We start from the raw sequence: 21,565 nt of genomic DNA on the forward strand, positions 1-21,565 counted from the left end.
ATTTATCATAGTAAGTAAAGGCTGGGATGCACATGAGAAAATATAGAAAAAGAGAGCATGTAGAAAATTATTTAAAGACGGATTACCGCGGCGATCCGCTGTTTAACGATATGTATCTGCCCCATATTTCTCTGCCGGAGCTTTCGGTAGATGAAATCGACACCTCCACCACCTATTTGGGCAAGGAGGTTCACTTCCCCCTGATGATCAATGCCATTACCGGGGGCACGGAGTTTGCGGAAAATATAAATTCCGACTTGGCGGAGCTTGCCAAGCGTTTCGATCTGCCTATGGCCGTGGGGAGTGAAACCATCGCCATGGAAGACGACGAGGCCGTGGAGAGCTTTGAAGTGGTGCGGGAGATCATCGGCGAGAATGGCATCGTCCTCGGGAACATGAACGGCAATTTAACCGTGGACGAGGCAAAGAAGGCCGTGGATATTATTCGCGCCGACGCCTTGCAGATCCATTTGAATCCGGCGCAGGAGCTGGCCATGGAAGAGGGAGACCGGGACTTTCGCGGCACGGCGGAAAGGATCCGCGCCGTGAACGAGGCCCTGGACGTGCCCGTTCTGGTAAAGGAAGTGGGCTTCGGCATGGACGCTTCCGTGGTGGAGAAGCTTTACGACTTGGGCATTCGCCACGTGGACATTTCCGGCTACGGCGGCACGAATTTCTTCGAGGTGGAAAATCTTCGCTACTTTAATTCGGATATGACGGAGCTTTACGGCTGGGGGATTCCCACGGCCTACGCCCTTCACGAGGCCGTGGCGCTGGGCAAGAAGGACCTCCACATTACGGCATCCGGCGGCATTCGCAGCGGCCTGGACCTGGTGAAGTGCATGATCCTCGGCGCCGACATGTGCGCCATCAGCGGTGAAATTTTAAAATACATCGTTCACGGCGGCGTGGATTACGCCTCGGTCTATTTAAACGACCTGATCGAAAAGACGAAGATTGTCATGGTCCTCGTCGGTGCGAAAAATTTAGAGGAACTGAGACAGGTGAAGTGGAAAGCCACGGGCCGTCTCTTGGAATTATTGAAATAAGAGGGAATTATGTACGATCTCATGATTATCGGCGGCGGCCCGGCGGGGCTTACCGCCGCCATTTACGCGAGCCGCGCCCATTTAAGCACGGTGATCTTCGAGCCGGAGCTGGACGGCGGGCAAATGGCCCTCACCATGTCTCTGGAAAATTACCCCGGCGCCCTCACCGAGGACACGGGTATGGATATCGCCATGCGCATGGCGAAGCAGGCGGCGTCCTTCGGCGCGGTCACCATTCGCGAGCGGGTGATCGCCGTGGAAGATGAGGGCGAAAAGAAAATCGTGAAGACGGAGGCCGGAAGCTACGAGGGCAAGTATGTCATCGTGGCCACGGGCTCCAAGCCCAATCGCCTGGGCGTGCCCGGTGAAGAGGAATTCGTCTCCCGTGGCATCAGCTACTGCGCCACCTGCGACGGCGCCTTTTACCAAAACGGCGACGTCTATGTCATCGGCGGCGGCAATTCCGCCGTGGAAGAGGCCCTCTACCTCGCCAATTTAGGGGCGAAGGTGACCATCGTTCACCGCAGAGACAGCTTCCGCGCCGAAAGCTTCTTGGGGAAGAAGGCTTTGGCCCACGAAAATATTTCCGTGCTTTGGAACACGGAGCTGAAGGAAGTCGTGGGGGATGCCATGGCCGACGGCCTGGTCCTTTACAATAACAAGACCGACGAAACCTTTACGGTGAAAAAAGGCGACAGGCCTCTGGGCATTTTTATCTACGTCGGCGTGAAGCCCCAAACGAAATTTTTGGAAGGCCTTTTGAAATTGGACAGGGGCTATGTGAAGGTGGACGAAAACCAAATGTCCGCCGTGGACGGCGTCTATGCCGCCGGAGACATTGTGGCGAAAAATTTCCGCCAGGTCATTAACGCCTGCGGCGAAGGCTGCGTCGCCGCCATGGATGTGGCGAAGCGCATCGTCCAATACGATTAAATTTTCGGCATAAAAAGAGCCGCTCTTTGCAAGTGCAAGGGGCGGCTTTTTCGCGTGCTATTGTTGTTGTGCCGGGGGATTTTGATTTGCCTGATCGCTGTGTTTCATTAAGGTGTTCAAAAGCTCCGTGGCCGTAATGGGGGCGTGGATGGTGTAGCCGCCCGGTTTAATATAGGGAACGGCGCCGGCGTCGCGAATCATTTGAAGGAAGGTGGGACGGTCGGCGATTAAATCTTCTTTTAAAACGATATCGCAGATGACTTCGTCGGTGGCACCTTGGGGAATTTCGATTTTGACGGTGCGGGTGGCCTTTTGCAGTCCGTTTTCCGTGAGCATTTTCAAAATCGTTTCGGCGGTGGCGCCTTCGGGGATTTCGTAGCTGCCCGCCGTAATGTAGCGTGCCATGCCGGAGCGCTTGGCCATTTTGCTGAAGGCCGTGGCGTCGTTAATGAGGCCCTCTTCCTTTAAGCGCTTGGCGACGGAATCGGGATCCGTGGTTTCGATTTTAAGTAAGGTGGTTTTTTCCGAAGCGTCCTTGGCGGCGTCGGAAATTTTTCCGATTTGTTCCTTGGAGGACTGAATTTCCTCGGTAATGGTCGTGTCCTTGCTCTCTTCCGGTGTCATCATGGAGAATAAATGGTTCATCCGCCACTTAATGACGAAAAGCAGGACGAGGACCACCAGTATGACGACGACAAAGCGCAAAAGGTTGACGAAAACTTTCGAAGCTTTTCCGTTAAATTTCATTGTTTTCCCTTTCCTGTAGATTTCGATATAATCATTATGATGACCTATTATATCACAGCTGAGAGAAAGAAAGAGGGGCTCTCGTGATCTCTAACAAAATTGACACAAACGACGCCGGCATGCGCTTGGATCGCTATTTAAAAAAACTGCTTCCCAATGCCAAGGCGTCTCTGCTTTATAAATCCATTCGAAAGAAAAACATCACGGTAAACGGAAAAAGGGCCAAGCAAGAGGACGTTTTGGTCCTCGGCGACACGGTGGAGATTTATTTTTCCGACGAGACTCTGGCGAAGTTTTCCAAGGCGCCGAGGTCGGCGAAGGGAAAGTTCCCCGCCATCGTCTTTGAGTCGGCGGATTTCATTATTATGGACAAGCCCGTGGGCATATTGAGCCACGGCACGGGGAAGGCCTACGAGCGAAACATGGTGGACGATATGCTGGCCTATTTGATTCACACGAAGAGCTACAATCCCCGAGGCGAAAAGACTTTCGTCCCATCCATTTGCAATCGCCTGGACAGAAACACCAGCGGTTTGATCTTGGGGGCGAAGACCGCCGCCGGCCTGCGTGCGGCCAACGAGTGGATTCGCGATCGGGAGGTGGAAAAATATTACATGACCATTGTGGAAGGGGTCTTGGAGGGCGAGCGGAAGGTGGAAAATCGCCTGAAGAAAGAGGGAGACAAGAACCGCGTCGTGGAAGGAGACGAGGGCAAGGAGGCCCTGGGCATCTATCGGCCCCTGAAGTCGGCGGGCAATTACACCCTGGTGGAGGCGGAGCTGATTACGGGCCGCACCCATCAGATTCGCCAGCAGCTGGCATCCATCGGCCATCCCGTCGTCGGCGACAGAAAGTACGGCAGTCCCTCCCACGCCTTCAGGGATCTGCACCATCAACTGCTTCACGCCTACAAGCTGGTCTTTCCCGAAAGTGACGAATTTCCCGACGTGTCGGGACAGGTATTTATTTCCGAGCCCAAGGGAAAATTTCAGCGAATCAGAGAGAGCCTTCACTTTTGATTCAAAAGGGATTTAGATATCGGTACCGTCGTGTGCCCGGCGAGGAAAGGAGGGGCCGTGAAAATTATTTATAAACCCATGGGAAGCGGCGTGGAAGCTTTAAGAGATGATGTGGATTTAAACGCCGCCACCTTGATTATGCCCAATCGAAAGTGGATCGCGAGAAGCAAAGAGGCCCTTGCCGCCGGCGTGGGCTTTTTAGGCGTGAGCTTTTTTACCTTCGACGATCTTATGGAGGAGCTCGCCATGATGCGCCCCCGCAATCAGCGGCGGGCGGCCTACGCCTTTCGCAAGGCATTGGGGGAAGGGGACACGGCCTTTGCCCCGGTGCGTGATATGGAAAAAATTCGCCGCCTCTTCCAGTGGTGCGAGGACGTGAATGACCTGGGCGTCCAGGAAGAGGAGTTGCCCTATTCCTGGCGCAAGGACAGAGAAGCCCTTTTAGCCGCCTATAGTGACGCCGTAAGGGGTGCGGACTGCGTGACGAATGCCGCCGTCTTTGCCGAGGCCATGGCGGCGGAGGTGAGCCCGGAGCGGACGTATATCGTCGTGGGCTTTTCCCATTACAAGGAGCGCCACCGCCTGCTCCTTGAAAAATTAGATGCTGCTGCCCGGGTGGTGGAGGTCATTCCCTTCGACGAGAAAAAGGAAGCGAATGATATTTCCCTCTTTCAAACCGTGGATGGGGAGCGAGCCCTGCGTCACATGGCCGGGGAAATTGCCGCGGCTCTCGCCGAGAATCCCCTCATGAAAATCGGCGTGGTCATGAATGAGGAAGGGGACCGGGCGGCGATAAAGGCCCACCTTGCCTCAATGGGCATTCCCGCGGCGGGCTACAGCTATACCATGGGGGACGAAGCCCTCTGTCATCTGCGCCTCTTGTGGCGGCGGGGAGAAGATGTGGCGTCGGCCTGCGCCTTTTTGCGCAGTCCCCTGGCAAAGCCGGAGGACGGCAGGGCTCTTGCGGCGGCGCTGGAGGTGCTGCCCGCAAAGGATCTTGCGGACATTTTCGAAAAGCCTCTGCCCTATTACTTAAGGGACGAGAAAAAAGCCCTGCTTCTGAAATATAAAGAGCTGCTCCGCGGATGGTGGCGGGAAAAGGAAGGCAGCTGGGAAGATTTTGCCCGCCTGAGCACGGAGGCGGCGGAATTTTTCGGCGAAGAGGCGCAAAAAAATTTAGCCGACGCCTTGGCCGACGGTGCCGGGGACTACGGCAGAATTTCCGTCAGGGAGTTTGAGTCCATTCTCTGCGCCCATTTGGAAAAGGAAGGGACCTACGGCGTGGATATTCTCTCCTTAGACGAAGCCTACGGCGGCGATTACGACCGCCTCTTCGTCTCATCCCTGGACGGGAATTTTATGCCGACGAAGATAGAGGACAGCTTGATGAACCGCTCCGTCGCAAGAGCCGCCATGGACGTGGGCCTCTATCCCGATTTCTTTCAGGGGGAAGAGGTGACGGATCGGCTCTCTTATCTATTGGCTTCGTCGAAGAAATCTTATCTCTATAAAGTGGGAGACGGGGAAGAGGCAACTATCTTTTCCGCATTGAAAAAAGATTTTCCTGTAGAGGACCTGGACAAGGCCGGGGAAGTCTGCGAAGAGATGTGGGAGCTCGCTACGGAGGAGGACGATTTTTCCGCCGAAGCGGCCACTATTCTCGCCGACAAACTCAGGGAAAAGGGCCTGTCCCCCTCGGCGGTGGACGCTTATTTGCGCTGCCCCTTCCGCTACTACGCCGAGCGGGTGTTGAAGAGCGCGCCTGAGGAAGAGGACGGCCGACCCGCCATGGCCAAGGGCACCATTTATCACGAGGCCCTGGCCCGCTACTTCTCAGGCGGCCTGGAGGATCTGCCCGGCTTCGTCGCCGCCGCTTACGACGAAAAGATGAGTTACTTGCGGCCCGAATACCTTTGGGCGTGGGAAAAGAGGGACATGGCCCGCGCCCTCCTCGCCGCCATTCAGGCGGAGGAAGAGCGCCTGGCCGATGAAAAGAGAAATGCAGGCTTTCGCCCCACGGCCTTCGAGACCGACTTCACCTATCCCTTTAAGGACGTGGCCATTCACGGCGTCATCGATCGCATCGATCGAAACGAATCCGGCGATGAAATTTTAATCGACTACAAGTCCGGCGGCGTGCCCAAATACGACAAGGTGGCGGCCTATGAGGTGATGCAGCTTAGCCTTTACGCCCTGGCACGGCGAGACATGGGCAATCGCCCGGCGTCTCTGGAGTACGTCTCCGTGGAAGGCGCCAAGGCGTCGGTCATGGTGCGGGACACGACACGGGCCGGAAATTACAGCCGCCTGGGCAAGGAGAAAAAGTACGACGGCGAGGCCTTCGACATCTTTTTAAACGAGGCGGAGATCGCCTTGGATCGCGTCATCGCGTCCATAAAGAAAGGGGCCTTTCCCGCGGAGCCCACGGAGGAGGACGCGTGCAAATACTGTCCCTACGGCGATCTGTGCAGAAAGGAGGCGGCGGATGTTATTGGATAAACAACAACAGCGGGCAGTGGATTCCTACGACCGTTCCGTCTTTCTCACCGCCGGCGCCGGCGCGGGAAAGACCAAGGTATTGACCGAGCGGGTAAAGAAAATTTTGTCCGAAACCGAGGGCAGTGTCCTCGCCATTACCTTTACCAATCGGGCCGCCGAGGAAATGGCCGCCCGCATGGCGGCGAGCTTGACGGAAGAGGAGACGGACCGGCTGGTGGTCAAGACCATCGACGGCTTTTGCCGCTACCTGCTCTCCATTTATGCCGTGGAGGGGGACACCCTTGGCGGCATGGAGCAGCTTGACGAAGGCGAGGCCCGGGCTCTTTTGGAAAAGAGCTACGAGAAAGTGGCGGGGGATATTTTTTCCGACGAGGATTTTATTTCCTTTTTGGAAACCGCCGGCACCACGGCCAATCACTTTAAGAACGAGCTTTTGGGGGGCTATGAAGCCCTGCGCACTCGCGGCGCCCTCGAGGACTTTCGCCCGCGAGAGGTATGGGACGATGACGTATTAAGGGAATACATGGACTTTCTGCCTACGCTGCGGGGCGCCATGAAGAGTAAGGCATCGAAGCTGGCCAAATATTTGGACGAGGCGGATCTCGAGAAAATCAAGGCCGCGCCGGAAGAGGCGCAGCGTGCATTTCTCTTGGACATGCCCGACGGGTCGTCGCTTAAAATTGACGAAGACATAAAAAAACAAAACGAAGCATTGCGTTACCGCCTCTTTTTACGAGAAGAGGAGAAGAACCGCCCCTTTATCGAGGCGCTCGGCCGCGCCTTTCATCTCCTCGACGAGGCCTATAGGCGTGAAAAGTGGGCCATAGGCGTCCTGGACTTCAGCGATCTTTTGGAGCGGGCCACGGCGCTTTTGGAATCGGGGAAGATTTCCTGCAGCTACGACCACATTCTCGTCGACGAATTTCAGGACACGAACCCCCTGCAGATTCGCATGCTGAAAGCCTTGAGGGGCGAGGGGAAACTTTTCGTCGTCGGCGACAGAAAGCAATCCATCTACGCCTTCCGCGGCGCCGACGTGGCCGTAGGCGACGCTTTTCGCGGCCACATGCTCACGGAGGGCACGGAGCCCATGGCTCTCGTGAACAATTACCGCTCCCATAAGGATTTGGTGGCGGCCATCGGCCATTTGTTTTCGGAAAAAATTCCCGGCTACGAGCCCATTACCGGCCACGGGGAGGGGGACTGGGCCCTGAAGGGCGTGGACCTTAGCGGGGAGGACGATGCGGAGGATGCCATAAAAAAAGAAGCCCTTTGGATCGTGGAGGACATTCAAAAGCATCCCGCCGAATCCCGGGCCCTGTTGCTCTGGCGGAAGCAGTACATGAAAATTTACGAGGAGATCTTTCGCGACTACGGCATCAGCTATGTGAATCGCAGTGCCGAAGGCTTCTTTGCGGCGAGGGAAGTGCGGGATCTGATCCTTGCCATGGAGGCGAAGACAAAAGGCGAGCTCTCCCCGGCCTTTCTGCGCACGCCCTTTGTCGGGGCGAATCAGGAAGACGTCCTTCACATGATGAAGGGGGAAGCCTGCAGAAAAGAAATCGCCGAGCGCATGGAAGCCATGGAGAGATTTTTTGCCGAAAGGGCGGAACAATTCTCCGCCTACGAATTTCTGCTGGACCTCGTGGAAGCCAGCGGCTTTCGCGGCTACGCCTACAGGCAGGGCGGCGAGCAGGCCGCGGCCAATGTGGATCAGCTTCTCGCCATGGCGAAGGACTACGACTGCCGCGGCGCCCATATTGAGGGCTTTCTCTCTCGCCTTCGGGAGCTGGAGGAGCGGTCGGATCCGGGAGCGGCGCCACTGGGCGGCGATCACGCCGTGGAGATCCTCACCATGCACAAGGCCAAGGGCCTGGAGTACGAGCGGGTGTATCTTGGCCATCTCTTCGCGAAGGAGCGCGCAGATCGCAGCCTGTGGAACTACAGTCCCGAGCGTGGCGTGGGCATAAAAAATCCCGAAGCCCCGGCGATTTTCGAAATGAATCGGAGTGCCGCGGCGGAAAAGGCGAAGGAAGAAAATCTGCGTCTGCTCTACGTGGCCATGACCCGAGCGAAGCGCTACGTCTATGTGTTGAAATCAAAAGAGGGCGAAGCGGGCCTTCAGGCCTACTTGCAAGAGATGGCCTTTGAAGAAGCCATGGTCCGACCGGCGGAGCCTTCTTCGGAAGAAAAAACCTTGCCGCAGAAAAAAGCTGTCGCAGAAATTACCCCGGCGCGTCCCAAGCCCGTGGTATCCGCGAGCCGCCTCTTAAAGGGCAGAGCCATTTTTGACGATGGCAAAGAAGGCCCCAAGGGCGAGAAGGATTACCTGCAGCTGGGAATTTTATTTCACCACTACGCCCAGCGGGCGCGAAAGCCCGAGGCGGGTCTTCGCGAAAAACTGTTGGCGAGAGCAGAATCTTACGGCGTAGCCGATGAACTCTCCCGCGCCATTGAAAATTACGATGCCACCTTTACCGGCGGCAAGATTCTCGCAACGGAAGTGCCCTTCCGCGCGGAATTCGACGGCGTCGTCTTGGAAGGCTTTTACGATCAGCTGCGGCAATTGCCGGATGGCGTGGCCATTGTGGATTACAAGACCGGAGCGCGAGGCGTTCGCACCGGCGCCATGGCCACCTACCGATTGCAGCTGGGTCTTTACGGCACGGCCTACGAAAAAATCACCGGCACCTTCCCGAAGCTCTATCTCTTTACGACGGCGGACGGAATTTGGACTGAGGTCGAGCTCACGGCGGAGGAAGAAAAAAACATCGACGAGCTCCTTCGATCCGTCACGGGTTGACACAATCCGAGTAAATTAGTAAGATATAAAGAAACGGACATGTTTTGATTTAGAAAAGAGGCTCTATGGAACGAAAATATCGCGTAGAAGGCATGACCTGCTCCGCCTGTTCCGCCGCAGTGGAACGAGAGGTGGCGAAGGTCGACGGTGTAAAAAATGTCGCCGTGAACCTTCTTACCAACTCTATGAAGGTGACGGGGGAGGCGGGGATCGAACCCGCGGTCCTTCATGCCGTAGAAGCGGCGGGTTACAAAGGCTTTTTGGAAGGCGAGGAGAAAAAGAGCGCGCCGAAAGAGGCGGATCCTTTTTCCGACGAATTGGAATTAAAGCGCAGGCGCCTCGTGGTCTCGGCGATCTTTCTCCTTCCCCTCTTTTATATTTCCATGGGCGGTATGATGGGTGCGCCGGTGCCTTCTTTCTTGGAAGGTCACGAAAATCTACTCACCTTCGCCCTGGTACAATTTATGCTCACCACGGTGATTCTGTTTTTGAATCGCCACTACTATATTAACGGCGGAAAATCTCTGTGGCGCAGACATCCCAATATGGACGCCCTCGTCGCCATGGGATCCGGCGCCGCCTATATCTACGGCATCTATGTCATCTTCCAATTGACCTACGGCTTCGGCCACGGGGACATGGCGCGCATCGCCGCCTACGGCCACGAGCTCTACTTCGAGTCGGCGGCCACCATCGTCGTCTTAATCGACCTGGGAAAATTTTTGGAAGCCAAGGCCAAGCACAAGACCTCCGGCGCCATTCGATCCCTCATGGATCTCACGCCGGAAGTGGCCACGGTGATTAAAGACGGCGAAGAGAGAGAGATTCCCGTGGAAGCCATCGAAATCGGCGACAGAATTTTGCTGAAGCCCGGGGAAAATGTGCCCGTGGACGGCGTCGTCGTGGAAGGCATTTCTTCCATAGACGAATCCGCCCTTAGCGGCGAGCCCATTCCCGTGGAAAAAACGGCTGGGAGCGAAGTCATGGCCGCCACGACCAACGGCCAGGGCCGGTTGATTATGGAAGCGAAGCGGGTGGGTCAAGACACCACCATCGCAAAGATCATCGCCCTGGTGGACGATGCCAACGCCACGAAGGCGCCTATATCGAAAATCGCCGACAAGGTGGCGGGCGTCTTCGTCCCCGTGGTGATCCTTATCGCCCTGGCGACGGGAGCGACGTGGCTCGCCCTCGGTGCGGAGCCCGCCTTCGCACTGAAGCTCGCCATATCCGTTCTCGTCATCAGTTGTCCCTGCGCCCTGGGTCTCGCGACCCCTGTGGCCATTATGGTGGGCACGGGAAAGGGGGCCAAGGCGGGCGTGCTCTATAAGAGTGCCGAAAGCCTGGAGGTCCTGCACCATGTGGAGACGGTGATCTTTGACAAGACCGGCACCATTACTCGAGGCAAGCCCTACGTCACCGACGTGGTGGCGGCGGGGATGAAACCGGAGGAACTTTTCGCCACGGCCTACGCCCTTGAAAAATCGTCGGAACATCCCCTGGCGGAAGGCGTCATTCGCGCCTACGAAGAAAAATACGGCACGGAAAATAAATTTGACCTGGAGCACTTCGAGGCTATTCCCGGTCGCGGACTCAAGGCCGCATTAAACGGCGACATCTATTACGGCGGCAACGAAGCCCTTATGGAAAGCGTCGGCGCCGATCTGTCGGCTGTAAGAGAGCCCTTGGACGCCCTTCTCGCACAGGGCAAGACGCCATTGTTTTTCGCGCGGGAAAATGAGTTTATCGGCCTTATCGCCGCCAAGGATTTGGTGAAGGCCAATTCCGCGGCCGCCTTGAAGAGATTGCGCGCCGCCGGAATAAAACTGGTTATGCTCACCGGGGACAACGAAAAGACGGCCAAGGTCATCGCAGAGGACTTGGCCATCGACCGTGTCCACGCCGGCGTGCTTCCCGATGAAAAGGAAGCCTATGTGCGGCAGTATCAGGAAACGGGGAAAGTGGCCATGGTGGGCGACGGCATTAACGACGCCCCGGCCCTTGCCCGAAGCGACGTGGGCATCGCCATCGGCGCCGGTACGGACATCGCCATGGAAAGCGCCGACGTGGTCTTAATGCACAGCGACCTGATGGACGTGGTCAGCGCCATGGATCTGTCCAAGGCCACGATCCGAAACATTAAGGAAAATTTATTCTGGGCCTTTTTCTACAATGTCATCTGTATTCCCGTGGCCGCCGGTATCTTCTACAAGTCCTTCGGCCTGACCTTAAGCCCCATGATCGCGGCCCTGGCCATGAGCTTCAGCTCCGTCTTCGTGGTGACCAATGCCCTGCGGTTAAACTTCCTTAAGTTGGAAGGCGTCGTGCGGGAGACGGACGAGGCGATGGAAGAGTCCATTCAATTTGCGGAAATCCCTGCTGTTAAAAAGAGCTCGCAGGGGTATAATAAAAAAGAGGAGGCACAAAAGATGGATAAGATTATTTTGAAAATCGACGGCATGAGCTGCAACCATTGCGTTGGACGTGTCGACAAAGCGTTAAACGAACTGGCCGGCGTGAAGGCGTCGGTGACCCTGGAACCCCAGGAAGCCGTCGTCGAAGGTAAAGACCTGGACGCCGATCTGTTAAAGAAGACAGTGGAAGATGCAGGCTATACAGTCACAGCGGTCGAGTAGATGAAAGCGCCTACGGCGCTTTTTTCTGTTAGGAGGTTTTATGGCCGAGTTTAAATTTGAAATCGTGGAGCACTTAGGCGTGCTGTCCACCTCGCCCAACGGTTGGACGAAGGAATTAAATCGCGTCTCCTATAACGGTGCCGAACCCAAATTCGATTTACGCTCCTGGAGCGAAGACCACGAAAAAATGTCCAAGGGCATTACGCTGTCCGTAGACGAATTTGAAGCATTGCGAGAATTGATTAAATAGAGGAGAGACCAATGGCAAAATTAGGCATTATCGGCGCAGGCCACGTAGGCGAAATCGTCGCCTATACGGCGGCTCTGCGCGGCGGATTTTCACATATTACTCTGCACGACATTAACGAAAAAAGGCTGGACGGCGTAGTCAGCGACTTGGAAGACGCCACCCGCTTCTATCCACACAACACCCGCTTTATCGCCGGCGACGTGAAGGACGTGGCGGCAAGCGACATGATCGTCGTCTGCTCGGGACGCATTCCCGAAGACGCCCAACGGCGCAAGGAATACGACAACAATGAGGCCGACGTCAGCGATTACATTCCCAAAGTCATGGAGGCGGGCTTTAAAGGCATCTTCGTTGTGGTCACCAATCCCTGCGACGCCATCGCCTACCGCGTGTGGAAGCTTTCCGGTATGGATGCATCCCGCACCATCGGCAGCGGCACGGCATTGGATACGGAACGCAGCCGCACCATTATCGCTCGCATGCTGGACGTGAGCCCGGAAAATGTGGAAAGCATGATGTTGGGCGAACACGGGGACAGTCAATTCCTGCCCTACTCCCAAGTGCGCATCAACCATATTCCCTGGGATCGCTATTTAAAGGATCACGACCTCGCCTTTGACGAGGCGGAAGTGGAAAAATCCGTGGTCTATCGCGGCCACCGCGCCTTCTTTGGCAAAGGCTCCACCCAATACGGCATCGCCAACACGGTGAACGCCATTTTGGATGCCATCCTCTACGACGAAAAGAAGACCTTGCAAGTCTCCGCCCTGCATAAGGGGGAATACGGCGTGGACGATGTCTACGTCTCCACCCCCTGTGTCATCGGCAAGGACGGCATCGAAGAGGTCATCGAGTTGGAATTAACCGACGACGAGCGAAAGAAATACAAAGACAGCGCGGAAATTATTCGCAGCTATCAAAAATGAATGAAATAAAAAAAGCATGGCAGCGCTTCATGGCCAATCGCTACGGATGGGACGAGCTGAACACCTTTCTGTTCGCCGCATCCCTTCTCCTTCGCATGGCGGGCCGCTACTACGACAGCGGCTACTGGTCCGGGGGAGCGCTTCTGCTTCTGTTTATGGTTATTTATCGCGCCTATTCGAGAGAGCGGGGCAAGCGCCGCAAGGAAAACGGCAGCTTTTTAAACGCCATTCGCCCGGCGAAGCGAGGACTCAGGCGGCTGAAGGACGTGCGGCACTACCGTTACGTCCATTGCCCTTCCTGCAATCAAACCGCCCGCCTGCCCCGAGGCGCGGGAAAAGTAAAAGTCACATGTCCCACCTGCCATTTTGTCTATGAACGCAGAGTTTAGGGGGCAAAGGGCGGGAAATTCGGCGGATCACCCCGATTTTTTGCCCGTAACTGTAGATTTTAATGCCCTTATGGTATAATGCTTTAGATATAAATTATGGAGGGATAAGGATGACAGAGATTAAAAAGCAAGAAAAGAATAAAGTGTTTTTCGACTTAACGGTTCCCCACGAGGAAATCAAGGAAGCGGAGCTGAAGGTATATAAACGCAACAAAAGCTACTTCAACGTACCCGGCTTCCGCAAGGGCCATGCGCCGAAGAAGATCGTCGAACAATTCTACGGCGACGGCATTTTCTTTGAGGACGCTTTAAACGAAGTGCTTCCCAAGATTTACCAAGACGCCTTGAAGGAATTGGAACTCGACGTCATCGACCAACCGGAAATCGACTTGGACGAAGAAAACTTCGATCGCAGCAAGGACTTGGTCGTCGCGGTCAGCGTAGAAGTGAAGCCGGAAGTGGTTTTAGGCGAATACAAGGGCCTGGAAATCGAAGCCGTACCTACGGAAGTTTCCGACGAAATGATCGACAACGAAATCGACAAGCAACGCCACTTAAACGCCCGTCGCATTAATATCGACGACCGCGCCGCCGAAGAAGGCGACAAGGTCAACATCGACTTTGTAGGAAAAGTCGACGGCGTGGCATTCGACGGCGGCACCGCCGAAGACCAAGAGCTGGAACTGGGTAGCGGCAGCTTTATCCCCGGCTTTGAAGAAGGCATCGTCGGTCACGAAGTCGGCGAAGCATTCGACATCGAAGTCAGCTTCCCGGAAGACTACCATAGCGAAGAATTAAAGGGCAAAGACGCCGTCTTCAGCATCACCTTAAATTCCATCGCCGTGGAAGAGCTGCCGGAAGTGGACGACGAATTCATTAAAGACATTTCCGAATTCGACACCGTGGACGAATACAAGGAAGATCTGAAGAAGCAAAAGGCGGAAGAAGTGGAAGCCAATGCGAAAAACATTCGCATGGACCGCGTTCTCGAAGCCGCAGCTGCCAATGCAAAGGTGGACGTGCCGGAGGTTATGGTTAAAAACGCCATCGACGAACAAATCCGCAACATGGACAACAACATGCGCAGCCAAGGCATTCAACTGGAACAATACCTGCAAATGCTGGGCCAAAGCCTGGACGACTTTAAAGAATCCATGCGTCCCGATGCTGAACGGGAAGTATTGAAATCCTTGGTTCTCGAAGCCATTGTGGCTGCTGAAAAATTCGAAGTTTCCGACGACGAATTGGAAGCATACGCCAGAGAAATGTCCGAACGCTACTTTAAAGGCGACGAAGACAAGCTGGAAGAAATGGTCAAGACCATGATGGAAAGCAACAAAGAAGTCATGACCTCTGATCTGGAACGCAAAAAAGCCGTCGAGCTTCTCGTAGACAGTGCGAAAGAAGTGGAAGGCTTAAATAAAGAAGAGGAAGAAGCATAAGAGGCTGTCGAAGCCTCGAAAAAGGAGGCATAAGTATGGCACTGATACCCATGGTCGTGGAACAAACCAATCGCGGCGAGAGAAGCTACGATATCTATTCCCGACTTTTAAAAGACCGGATTATCTTTTTAACCGGCGAGATAAACGATCAGGTGGCGGATTTAGTCGTCGCCCAACTTTTGTTTTTGGAATCGGAAGATCCGGACAAGGACATTCAAATCTATATTAATTCCCCCGGCGGATCGGTGAGCGCGGGCTTTGCAATTTACGACACCATGCAATACATCAAGCCCCACGTCTCCACCATTTGTATGGGACTCGCCGCATCCATGGGAGCTTTCCTGCTCCTGGCCGGTGAAAAGGGCAAGCGCTACGCCCTGCCCAATGCGGACATTATGATCCACCAACCTTTGGGCGGCGCCCAAGGTCAGGCATCGGATATTCAAATTCACGCGGAAAAAATCATCAAGACGCGCAAGCAATTAAACGCCATTATCGCCGAGCGAACGGGCCAAACCTTGAAGAAGATTCAAAAAGACACGGACCGGGATTTCTTTATGTCGGCGGAAGAGGCGAAAGCTTACGGCATCATCGACGATGTCATCGTCAAACGTAAATAGTTAGGAGCATCATGACAGACGAAAGAAAAGATCAGCGCTGCTCGTTTTGCGGCAAGTCCAAGGATCAGGTACAAAAACTGATCAAGGGGCCCGACGCTTATATTTGCGACGAATGCATTCACTTGTGCGAAGATATTTTGCGTCAGGAAATGGCGCCGAAGGGTGCCCCCGCCATGGATCATCTGCCGACGCCGGCGGAGATCAAGGCATCTTTGGACGACTACGTCATTCGCCAGGAAGACGCCAAGCGCGCTCTGGCCGTAGCCGTTTACAATCACTACAAGCGCATTCGCACCCAGGAAGCCGGCGGGCGCGACGACAGTGTTGAAATTCAAAAGAGCAATATTTTAATGGTGGGTCCCACGGGAAGCGGCAAAACCCTTTTGGCGCAAACCATGGCCCGCATTTTAGACGTGCCCTTTGCCATCGCCGATGCCACCTCCTTAACCGAGGCGGGCTATGTCGGCGAAGACGTGGAAAATATTATTCTGAAGCTGATTCAGGCGGCGGATTACGATATTGAAGCGGCGGAAAAAGGCATTATCTACGTGGACGAAATCGACAAGATCGCCCGCAAATCGGAAAATGTCTCCATCACTCGAGACGTGAGCGGCGAAGGGGTGCAACAGGCCCTTCTGAAGCTCATCGAGGGCACGGAAGCCAATGTGCCGCCCCAAGGAGGCAGAAAGCATCCGAATCAGGAATTCATTCAAGTGGACACCTCCAACATCCTCTTTATCTTAGGCGGCGCCTTCGACTCTTTGGATAAGATTATCGAAGCCCGACTGGGAAAAGGCGGCATCGGCTTCGGCACGGAAATCAAGCGGAGCAAGCACGAAAAGGTCAATCTTCTGGAAGAACTGGAAGGGGAAGACCTGCTGAAGTACGGCTTGATTCCGGAATTTATCGGCCGTTTGCCCGTCACCGTCACCTTGGAAGAGTTGGACAAGGACGCCCTGGTTCACATTTTGACGGAACCGAAAAACGCCATTGTGAAACAGTACAAGGCCCTCTTTGCCATGGACGGCGTGGAACTGGATTTCGAGGAAGACGCCTTGGACGCCATTGCGGAAAAGGCCATTAAGAAGAAATCCGGCGCCCGCGGCCTGCGCGGCACCATCGAAGAAATTATGATGGACACCATGTTTGAAATTCCTTCCATGGACGATGTGAAACGCGTCGTCGTGACCAAGGCCAGCGTCGTAGGCGACGAGGACCCGATCATGGAAAGAGACGAGCCCTTGAAAAAGATCTCGTCGGATCAATAAGCGAAAGGCTCACCCAGGTGGGCCTTTTTATATAAGGAGAAACTATGGCAATAAAAACGGAAAACGGAACTTTTCCCCTTTTGGCCCTAAGGGATCTGGTGATCCTGCCTCACGTCATCACCCATTTCGACGCGGCGCGGAAGCAGTCCGTGGCGGCCATCGAGCGGGCGGACGGCTCAGACGGCTATCTCTTCGTGGTGACGCAGAGAGATCCCGAGCTGGAAGAGCCCGAGGCCGAAGACCTTTACGAGACTGGCACCATCTGCAAGATCAATCAGATCCTGCGTTTGCCCGGCGGCTTGGTGCGGGTCTTGGTCAAAGGCGTGGCCCGGGGCGTGATTCAATCCGTGGATACATCCGGCAAGTGGATGGAAGCGGAAGTGGAGCGCTACGAAGACGAGGAAGAGGATATCGAGGCGGAAATGGAAGCCCTCTTGCGCCTCACGGAAGACGATCTGGACGAGTACATCGAAAAGAACAACAAGATCTATCCCGGCCTCTTGGACTCCGTCATCAATTACGACACGCCGGCGGCCTTCGCAGACACCGTGGCGGGCTATGTGAATATGAAGGCGGAAGACGCACAAAGTATTTTGGACGCCTTGGATTTGAAAGAACGGCTCATGCGCCTGCATAGCATTTTGATGCGTGAGAACGAGCTCTTAAGCATTTCAAACGCCATCGACGACAAGGTGAAGCACACCATTAACGAAAACCAAAAGGAATTTTTCCTCAAAGAGCAGATGAAGGCCATTCAAAGGGAACTCACCGGCGAGGAAGAAGAGGAGGCGGCGGAGTATCGTCGCCGTTTGGAAGAAAAGGCCCTGCCCGATCACGTGCGGGACAAGGCGGAAAAGGAGCTGCAAAAGCTGGAGCGCATGAACGCCGCGTCGCCGGAGTATGCGGGGCTCACCAATTATCTGGATTGGATTTTGGATCTGCCCTGGTGCGACGAGGCCGAGGAGGAGCACAGCTTAAAGGAAGCCCGAAAGATTTTAGACGAGGGCCACTACGGCTTGAAGGATATTAAAGAGCGGATTTTGGAATTTATCGCCCTGAGAAAGAAATCTCCGGAAGCCAAGTCCCCCATCCTCTGCCTCGTGGGCCCGCCGGGAGTGGGCAAGACCAGCATCGCCGCCTCCGTGGCGGAAGCCCTGAACAAGCCCTATGTGCGCATGAGCCTGGGCGGCATGACCGACGAAAATGAAATTCGCGGCCACCGCAGAACCTATGTGGGAGCCATGCCCGGTCGGGTGATCACTCTGATGAAAGAGGCGAAGAAAAACAATCCCCTCTTTCTCTTAGACGAGATCGACAAAGTGGGCAACGACTACCGAGGCGACCCGGCCTCCGGGCTCTTGGAAGTTTTGGATCCGGCGCAAAACAATACCTTTACCGACCGCTATATGGAAGTCCCCTTCGATCTGTCGAAGGTATTCTTCATTACGACGGCCAACACCACCAAGACCATTCCCGCTCCTCTATTGGACCGCATGGAAATTATTTCCATCGGCGGCTACACCCCGGAGGAGAAAAAAGAAATCGCCAAGCGCCACTTGTGGCCCAAGCATTTAAAGGACGTGGGCTATAAGGCGGATGACATGACCATATCGGATAATGCTATCGACACCATTATCGAAAACTACACCCAAGAGGCCGGCGTGCGCATGCTGGACAAGGAACTGGCGAAAATCGTGCGCAAGGTGAATCTGGAATTTTTGGAGACGAAAAAGACCAAGGCCCACATTACCAATCGCAATCTGAATAAATATTTAGGCGAAAAGAAAGCATTGGGTCAGGTCGTGGAAGAGGAAGATCTCATCGGCTACGTCAACGGCCTGGCGTGGACGGCGGTGGGCGGCGTGATCCTGGGTATCGAGGTGAATATCGTGCCGGGGAAAGGCAAGATTCAACTCACCGGCCAGCTGGGCAATGTGATGAAGGAATCGGCCCAGGCGGCTCTCACCTATATTTGGAGCATGGAAGATAAACTGGGCCTTCCCGAAGACTTCAAGGACAAGCACGACATTCACATCCACGTCCCCGACGGCGCCACGCCGAAAGACGGTCCATCGGCTGGGATCGCCATGACCACGGCCCTCTACTCCGCCATAGCGAAAGTCCCGGTCAGTCGTTTCGTCGCCATGACCGGTGAAGTGACCCTGAGGGGCAGGGTGCTGCCCATCGGCGGGCTCAAGGAAAAACTCTTGGCGGCTCAGCGGGGCGGCGTGAAGACCGTTCTCGTGCCCAAGGCCAATCTCAGAGATCTGAAGGACATGGACTCCCCCTCCATTAAAAAACTCCGCGTCATCGGCGTGGAGCATATGGACGAAGTATTGAAAGAGGCGATGGTACGTGAAGATACGTCAGTGTGAATTAGAAAAGGTCGCCGTGAAAAAGGATCAGTATCCGGCGGCGGACTTGCCCGAGTTCGCCTTTTGCGGCCGCTCCAATGTGGGCAAGAGCAGCTTTACCAATGCCATGTTGGGAAGAAAAAATCTCGCCCGCACCAGCGGCAAGCCGGGGAAGACCCGCACCATTAATTTTTACCGCATCAACGACGATCTGCGCCTCGTGGATCTGCCGGGCTACGGCTATGCCGTGGCGTCGAAGAAAGATCAGGATGCCTGGGCGAAGACCATTAACGAATACTTGGAGAGCCGGGACAATTTGGCGGAGCTCATCCTTCTCGTGGATATGCGCCACGAACCTTCGGCCAAGGACAAGGAAATGTACGCCTGGATTTTGGACAACGGCTTCGCCGGACTCGTCGTCGCCACCAAGGCGGACAAGCTGTCGAAGAACCAAAGGCAGAAGGCTTATTCTGTTATAAAAAAAGCCCTCCACGTCCCCTACGACGACCTCATCGTGCCCTATAGCGCCGTGACGAAAGAAAACGTGGACGAGCTGTGGGATATTATCGAGGACATGGTCGCCTATTACAAGAAAAAGGCGTAAGGGAATCCATTGGGCGTAGGCTCAATGGATTTTCTGTGTATTCAGGCGTGATAGAATAAGATAAACAATAAGAAGATTAAAAGAGGTGCTTATGAAACACGACGATTCGAATTTGGTTATTGCGACCGCAGATCGAGAAAAAGTCATCGTTAAGACCAGTATCGTCGGCATACTGGCCAATGTATTATTAGCGGCATTTAAAGTCGTCGTGGGTGCGGCATCCCACTCCATTGCCGTTATTTTGGATGCGGTAAATAATTTAACCGACGCCCTATCTTCCGTGGTGACCATTGTCGGGGCCAAGCTCGGTGCCAAGGCGCCGAATAAGAAACACCCCTTGGGTTACGGTCGCATTGAGTATTTAAGCGCCATGATCGTCGCGGCCTTGGTGCTCTACGCCGGGATTACCTCCTTAGTGGAGTCGGTGAAAAAAATTCTGCACCCGAGTGCATCTTCTTACAGCATCGTGTCCTTAATCATCATTGCCGTAGCCATTGGGACAAAGCTGATTTTGGGACGTTATGTAAAGAAAAAAGGCGAGGCGGTGAACTCCGGGGCCCTGGTCGCTTCGGGAGCTGATGCCTCCTTTGACGCCATCCTTTCCGCCTCTGTCTTGCTATCGGCGCTTTTGAATCGATTTTTAGGCTTGTCCCTCGAAGCTTATGTAGGCGTATTGCTCTCCGCATTCATTATCAAGGCAGGCTTCGACATGATGTCCGATACATTGGACGATTTAATCGGCCATCGATCTGACCCTGCCATGGTGGCCCGGGTAAAAAAAGTGTTAAACGAAGCGGAAGAAGTTAACGGGGCCTACGACCTCTTCCTCTTTAATTACGGACCTGATAAATACTACGGCACGGCCCATGTGGAGTTGCCGGACACCATGACAGTAGATGAAGTGGACCTTTTGATTCGCCGTCTGCAATTTGAAATTTATAAAAAAACCGGCGTCATTATGACGGGCATCGGCGTCTATTCCTACAACACCTCCGACAAAGAAGCGGCTCGCATGCAAAATGCCATTCACCACGCGGTCATGAGCCACGACTGGGCGCTGCAGATGCACGGATTTTATGTAGACAAGGAGCGGATGATCATTCATCTGGATGTAGTTTTGAGCTTCGATGTAGAAGCGCAGGAAGCGCTGAAAATTTTGTACGAGGAGATCAACGGCCTCTATCCCCAATACGATTTGCAAATCGTTCCCGATGTGGACGTCAGCGACTCATATAAAATCAAGCAATAAAAAAGGCGCGGCACAGGCCGCGTCTTTTGTATTTAATTATTATTCGACTTTTTCGAAGTCGTCTTTGCTTGCGCCACAGAGGGGGCATTCCCAATCAGCGGGAAGGTCTTTAAAAGCGGTGCCGGCTTTTACGCCGTTGTCCGGATCGCCTTCAGCGGGATCGTAGATGTAACCACATAATTGGCATTCGTATTTGTCCATGTGTTGAACTCCTTTCAATAGTTAACTTGTCAACGTGGTTATATTATACCCGGGACGAGAGAAAAGTAACAGATTGAAATGAAAATTTCCCCTTGAAGAAAATGACTGTGATAAAATTGCGCGCCCTTGTTTTCGCGCCCGGTTCTTGGGTAATAAGAAGCTATAGGGGTGAAAGAAATGAGACAAGTACGTACCTTCCAGGGGTCCGTTGCCAGTGATATGGTGTCCTTGCGCGGCTTTATCGCAGAAGCCATGGCAGAGATCGCATCGTACATTCCCGACAGGGATTTACAATATGATATTCGCCTGATCATCGACGAGCTCATGGTCAACGGCGCCGATCACGGAAACGCGTGGAATCGAAACAAGCGGGTCCACTTGCGCATCGACATGGAGCCTACTTTTATGCGCATCGCCGTGAGAGACGAAGGCGACGGCTTTTACTATTCGTCGAAGGATTTTTCATGCACCTCCGACAGCTGCTGCGGGCGGGGGCTGTTTATCGTGGAATCTATTTGCCGCTCCGTGGAGTACAAGGGCAATGTGATTCGCTGTTTAATGGATTTGGTATAAATC

18 protein-coding genes are annotated in these 21,565 nt (G+C 54.4%); 16 read left to right on the forward strand and 2 right to left on the reverse strand.

Translation table 11 applies throughout. The annotated features are described in order from the left end of the window. The first annotated feature begins 32 nt into the window (after positions 1–32). Together fni and trxB are read left to right on the forward strand one after the other, a co-directional pair. Positions 33–1,049, forward strand: a complete 1,017-nt coding sequence (fni, locus tag BQ7397_RS04755; RefSeq protein ID WP_077074960.1) for a type 2 isopentenyl-diphosphate Delta-isomerase — start codon at positions 33–35, stop codon at positions 1,047–1,049. A 9-nt stretch (positions 1,050–1,058) separates the two neighbouring features. Further along, positions 1,059–1,982 carry a thioredoxin-disulfide reductase gene (trxB, locus tag BQ7397_RS04760; RefSeq protein WP_077074961.1) on the forward strand — a complete coding sequence of 308 codons (924 nt, stop codon included), beginning with the start codon at positions 1,059–1,061 and terminating at the stop codon, positions 1,980–1,982. A 57-nt stretch (positions 1,983–2,039) separates the two neighbouring features. Here the strand turns inward: trxB and BQ7397_RS04765 are convergent, their stop codons facing one another. Then, positions 2,040–2,729 carry an endolytic transglycosylase MltG gene (locus tag BQ7397_RS04765; protein WP_083703414.1) on the reverse strand — a complete coding sequence of 230 codons (690 nt, stop codon included), beginning with the start codon at positions 2,727–2,729 and terminating at the stop codon, positions 2,040–2,042. 83 nt (positions 2,730–2,812) lie between these two features. Between BQ7397_RS04765 and BQ7397_RS04775 the strand changes: the two genes are divergently transcribed. The 13 genes from BQ7397_RS04775 (at position 2,813) to BQ7397_RS04835 (ending at position 20,788) form a co-directional block, all read left to right on the forward strand. Next, on the forward strand, positions 2,813–3,748 hold the full coding sequence (locus BQ7397_RS04775) for an RluA family pseudouridine synthase (protein ID WP_083703415.1): 936 nt from the start codon (positions 2,813–2,815) through the stop codon (positions 3,746–3,748). Between the two features lie 57 nt (positions 3,749–3,805). Next, positions 3,806–6,247, forward strand: a complete 2,442-nt coding sequence (locus tag BQ7397_RS04780) for a PD-(D/E)XK nuclease family protein (RefSeq protein ID WP_077074964.1) — start codon at positions 3,806–3,808, stop codon at positions 6,245–6,247. Then, positions 6,234–9,050 carry a UvrD-helicase domain-containing protein gene (locus tag BQ7397_RS04785; protein ID WP_077074965.1) on the forward strand — a complete coding sequence of 939 codons (2,817 nt, stop codon included), beginning with the start codon at positions 6,234–6,236 and terminating at the stop codon, positions 9,048–9,050. Before BQ7397_RS04780 ends, BQ7397_RS04785 begins: the two co-directional genes overlap by 14 nt. 65 nt (positions 9,051–9,115) lie before the next feature. Continuing rightward, complete coding sequence (locus BQ7397_RS04790) at positions 9,116–11,686, forward strand: heavy metal translocating P-type ATPase (RefSeq protein ID WP_077074966.1); 2,571 nt, start codon at positions 9,116–9,118, stop codon at positions 11,684–11,686. 40 nt (positions 11,687–11,726) lie between these two features. Then, on the forward strand, positions 11,727–11,936 hold the full coding sequence (locus BQ7397_RS04795) for a YdbC family protein (protein WP_077074967.1): 210 nt from the start codon (positions 11,727–11,729) through the stop codon (positions 11,934–11,936). An 11-nt stretch (positions 11,937–11,947) separates the two neighbouring features. Beyond that, positions 11,948–12,862, forward strand: coding sequence for a lactate/malate family dehydrogenase (locus tag BQ7397_RS04800; RefSeq protein ID WP_077074968.1), 915 nt, complete (start codon positions 11,948–11,950; stop codon positions 12,860–12,862). Next, a complete protein-coding gene (locus tag BQ7397_RS04805) occupies positions 12,859–13,251 on the forward strand; it encodes a hypothetical protein (protein WP_083703416.1) in 393 nt (130 codons plus the stop codon). Before BQ7397_RS04800 ends, BQ7397_RS04805 begins: the two co-directional genes overlap by 4 nt. 110 nt (positions 13,252–13,361) lie before the next feature. Beyond that, positions 13,362–14,693: a trigger factor gene (gene tig, locus BQ7397_RS04810; RefSeq protein WP_077074969.1), complete on the forward strand. Its 1,332-nt coding sequence runs from the start codon at positions 13,362–13,364 to the stop codon at positions 14,691–14,693. 35 nt (positions 14,694–14,728) lie between these two features. Continuing rightward, on the forward strand, positions 14,729–15,313 hold the full coding sequence (gene clpP, locus BQ7397_RS04815; protein ID WP_077074970.1) for an ATP-dependent Clp endopeptidase proteolytic subunit ClpP: 585 nt from the start codon (positions 14,729–14,731) through the stop codon (positions 15,311–15,313). An 11-nt stretch (positions 15,314–15,324) separates the two neighbouring features. Beyond that, on the forward strand, positions 15,325–16,581 hold the full coding sequence (gene clpX / locus BQ7397_RS04820) for an ATP-dependent Clp protease ATP-binding subunit ClpX (protein WP_077074971.1): 1,257 nt from the start codon (positions 15,325–15,327) through the stop codon (positions 16,579–16,581). A 44-nt stretch (positions 16,582–16,625) separates the two neighbouring features. Continuing rightward, complete coding sequence (gene lon / locus BQ7397_RS04825; protein WP_077074972.1) at positions 16,626–18,956, forward strand: endopeptidase La; 2,331 nt, start codon at positions 16,626–16,628, stop codon at positions 18,954–18,956. Beyond that, positions 18,937–19,539, forward strand: coding sequence for a ribosome biogenesis GTP-binding protein YihA/YsxC (yihA, locus tag BQ7397_RS04830; protein ID WP_077074973.1), 603 nt, complete (start codon positions 18,937–18,939; stop codon positions 19,537–19,539). Before lon ends, yihA begins: the two co-directional genes overlap by 20 nt. A gap of 91 nt (positions 19,540–19,630) precedes the next feature. Further along, on the forward strand, positions 19,631–20,788 hold the full coding sequence (locus BQ7397_RS04835) for a cation diffusion facilitator family transporter (RefSeq protein ID WP_077074974.1): 1,158 nt from the start codon (positions 19,631–19,633) through the stop codon (positions 20,786–20,788). A gap of 39 nt (positions 20,789–20,827) precedes the next feature. Here the strand turns inward: BQ7397_RS04835 and rd are convergent, their stop codons facing one another. Beyond that, positions 20,828–20,989 carry a rubredoxin gene (rd, locus tag BQ7397_RS04840; RefSeq protein ID WP_077074975.1) on the reverse strand — a complete coding sequence of 54 codons (162 nt, stop codon included), beginning with the start codon at positions 20,987–20,989 and terminating at the stop codon, positions 20,828–20,830. 177 nt (positions 20,990–21,166) lie between these two features. Between rd and BQ7397_RS04845 the strand changes: the two genes are divergently transcribed. Continuing rightward, positions 21,167–21,562 carry an ATP-binding protein gene (locus BQ7397_RS04845; protein WP_077074976.1) on the forward strand — a complete coding sequence of 132 codons (396 nt, stop codon included), beginning with the start codon at positions 21,167–21,169 and terminating at the stop codon, positions 21,560–21,562. Positions 21,563–21,565 lie beyond the last annotated feature (3 nt).

It is taken from the genome of Aedoeadaptatus urinae (genome assembly GCF_900155585.1).
In the GTDB taxonomy this organism is placed as follows: domain Bacteria; phylum Bacillota; class Clostridia; order Tissierellales; family Peptoniphilaceae; genus Aedoeadaptatus; species Aedoeadaptatus urinae.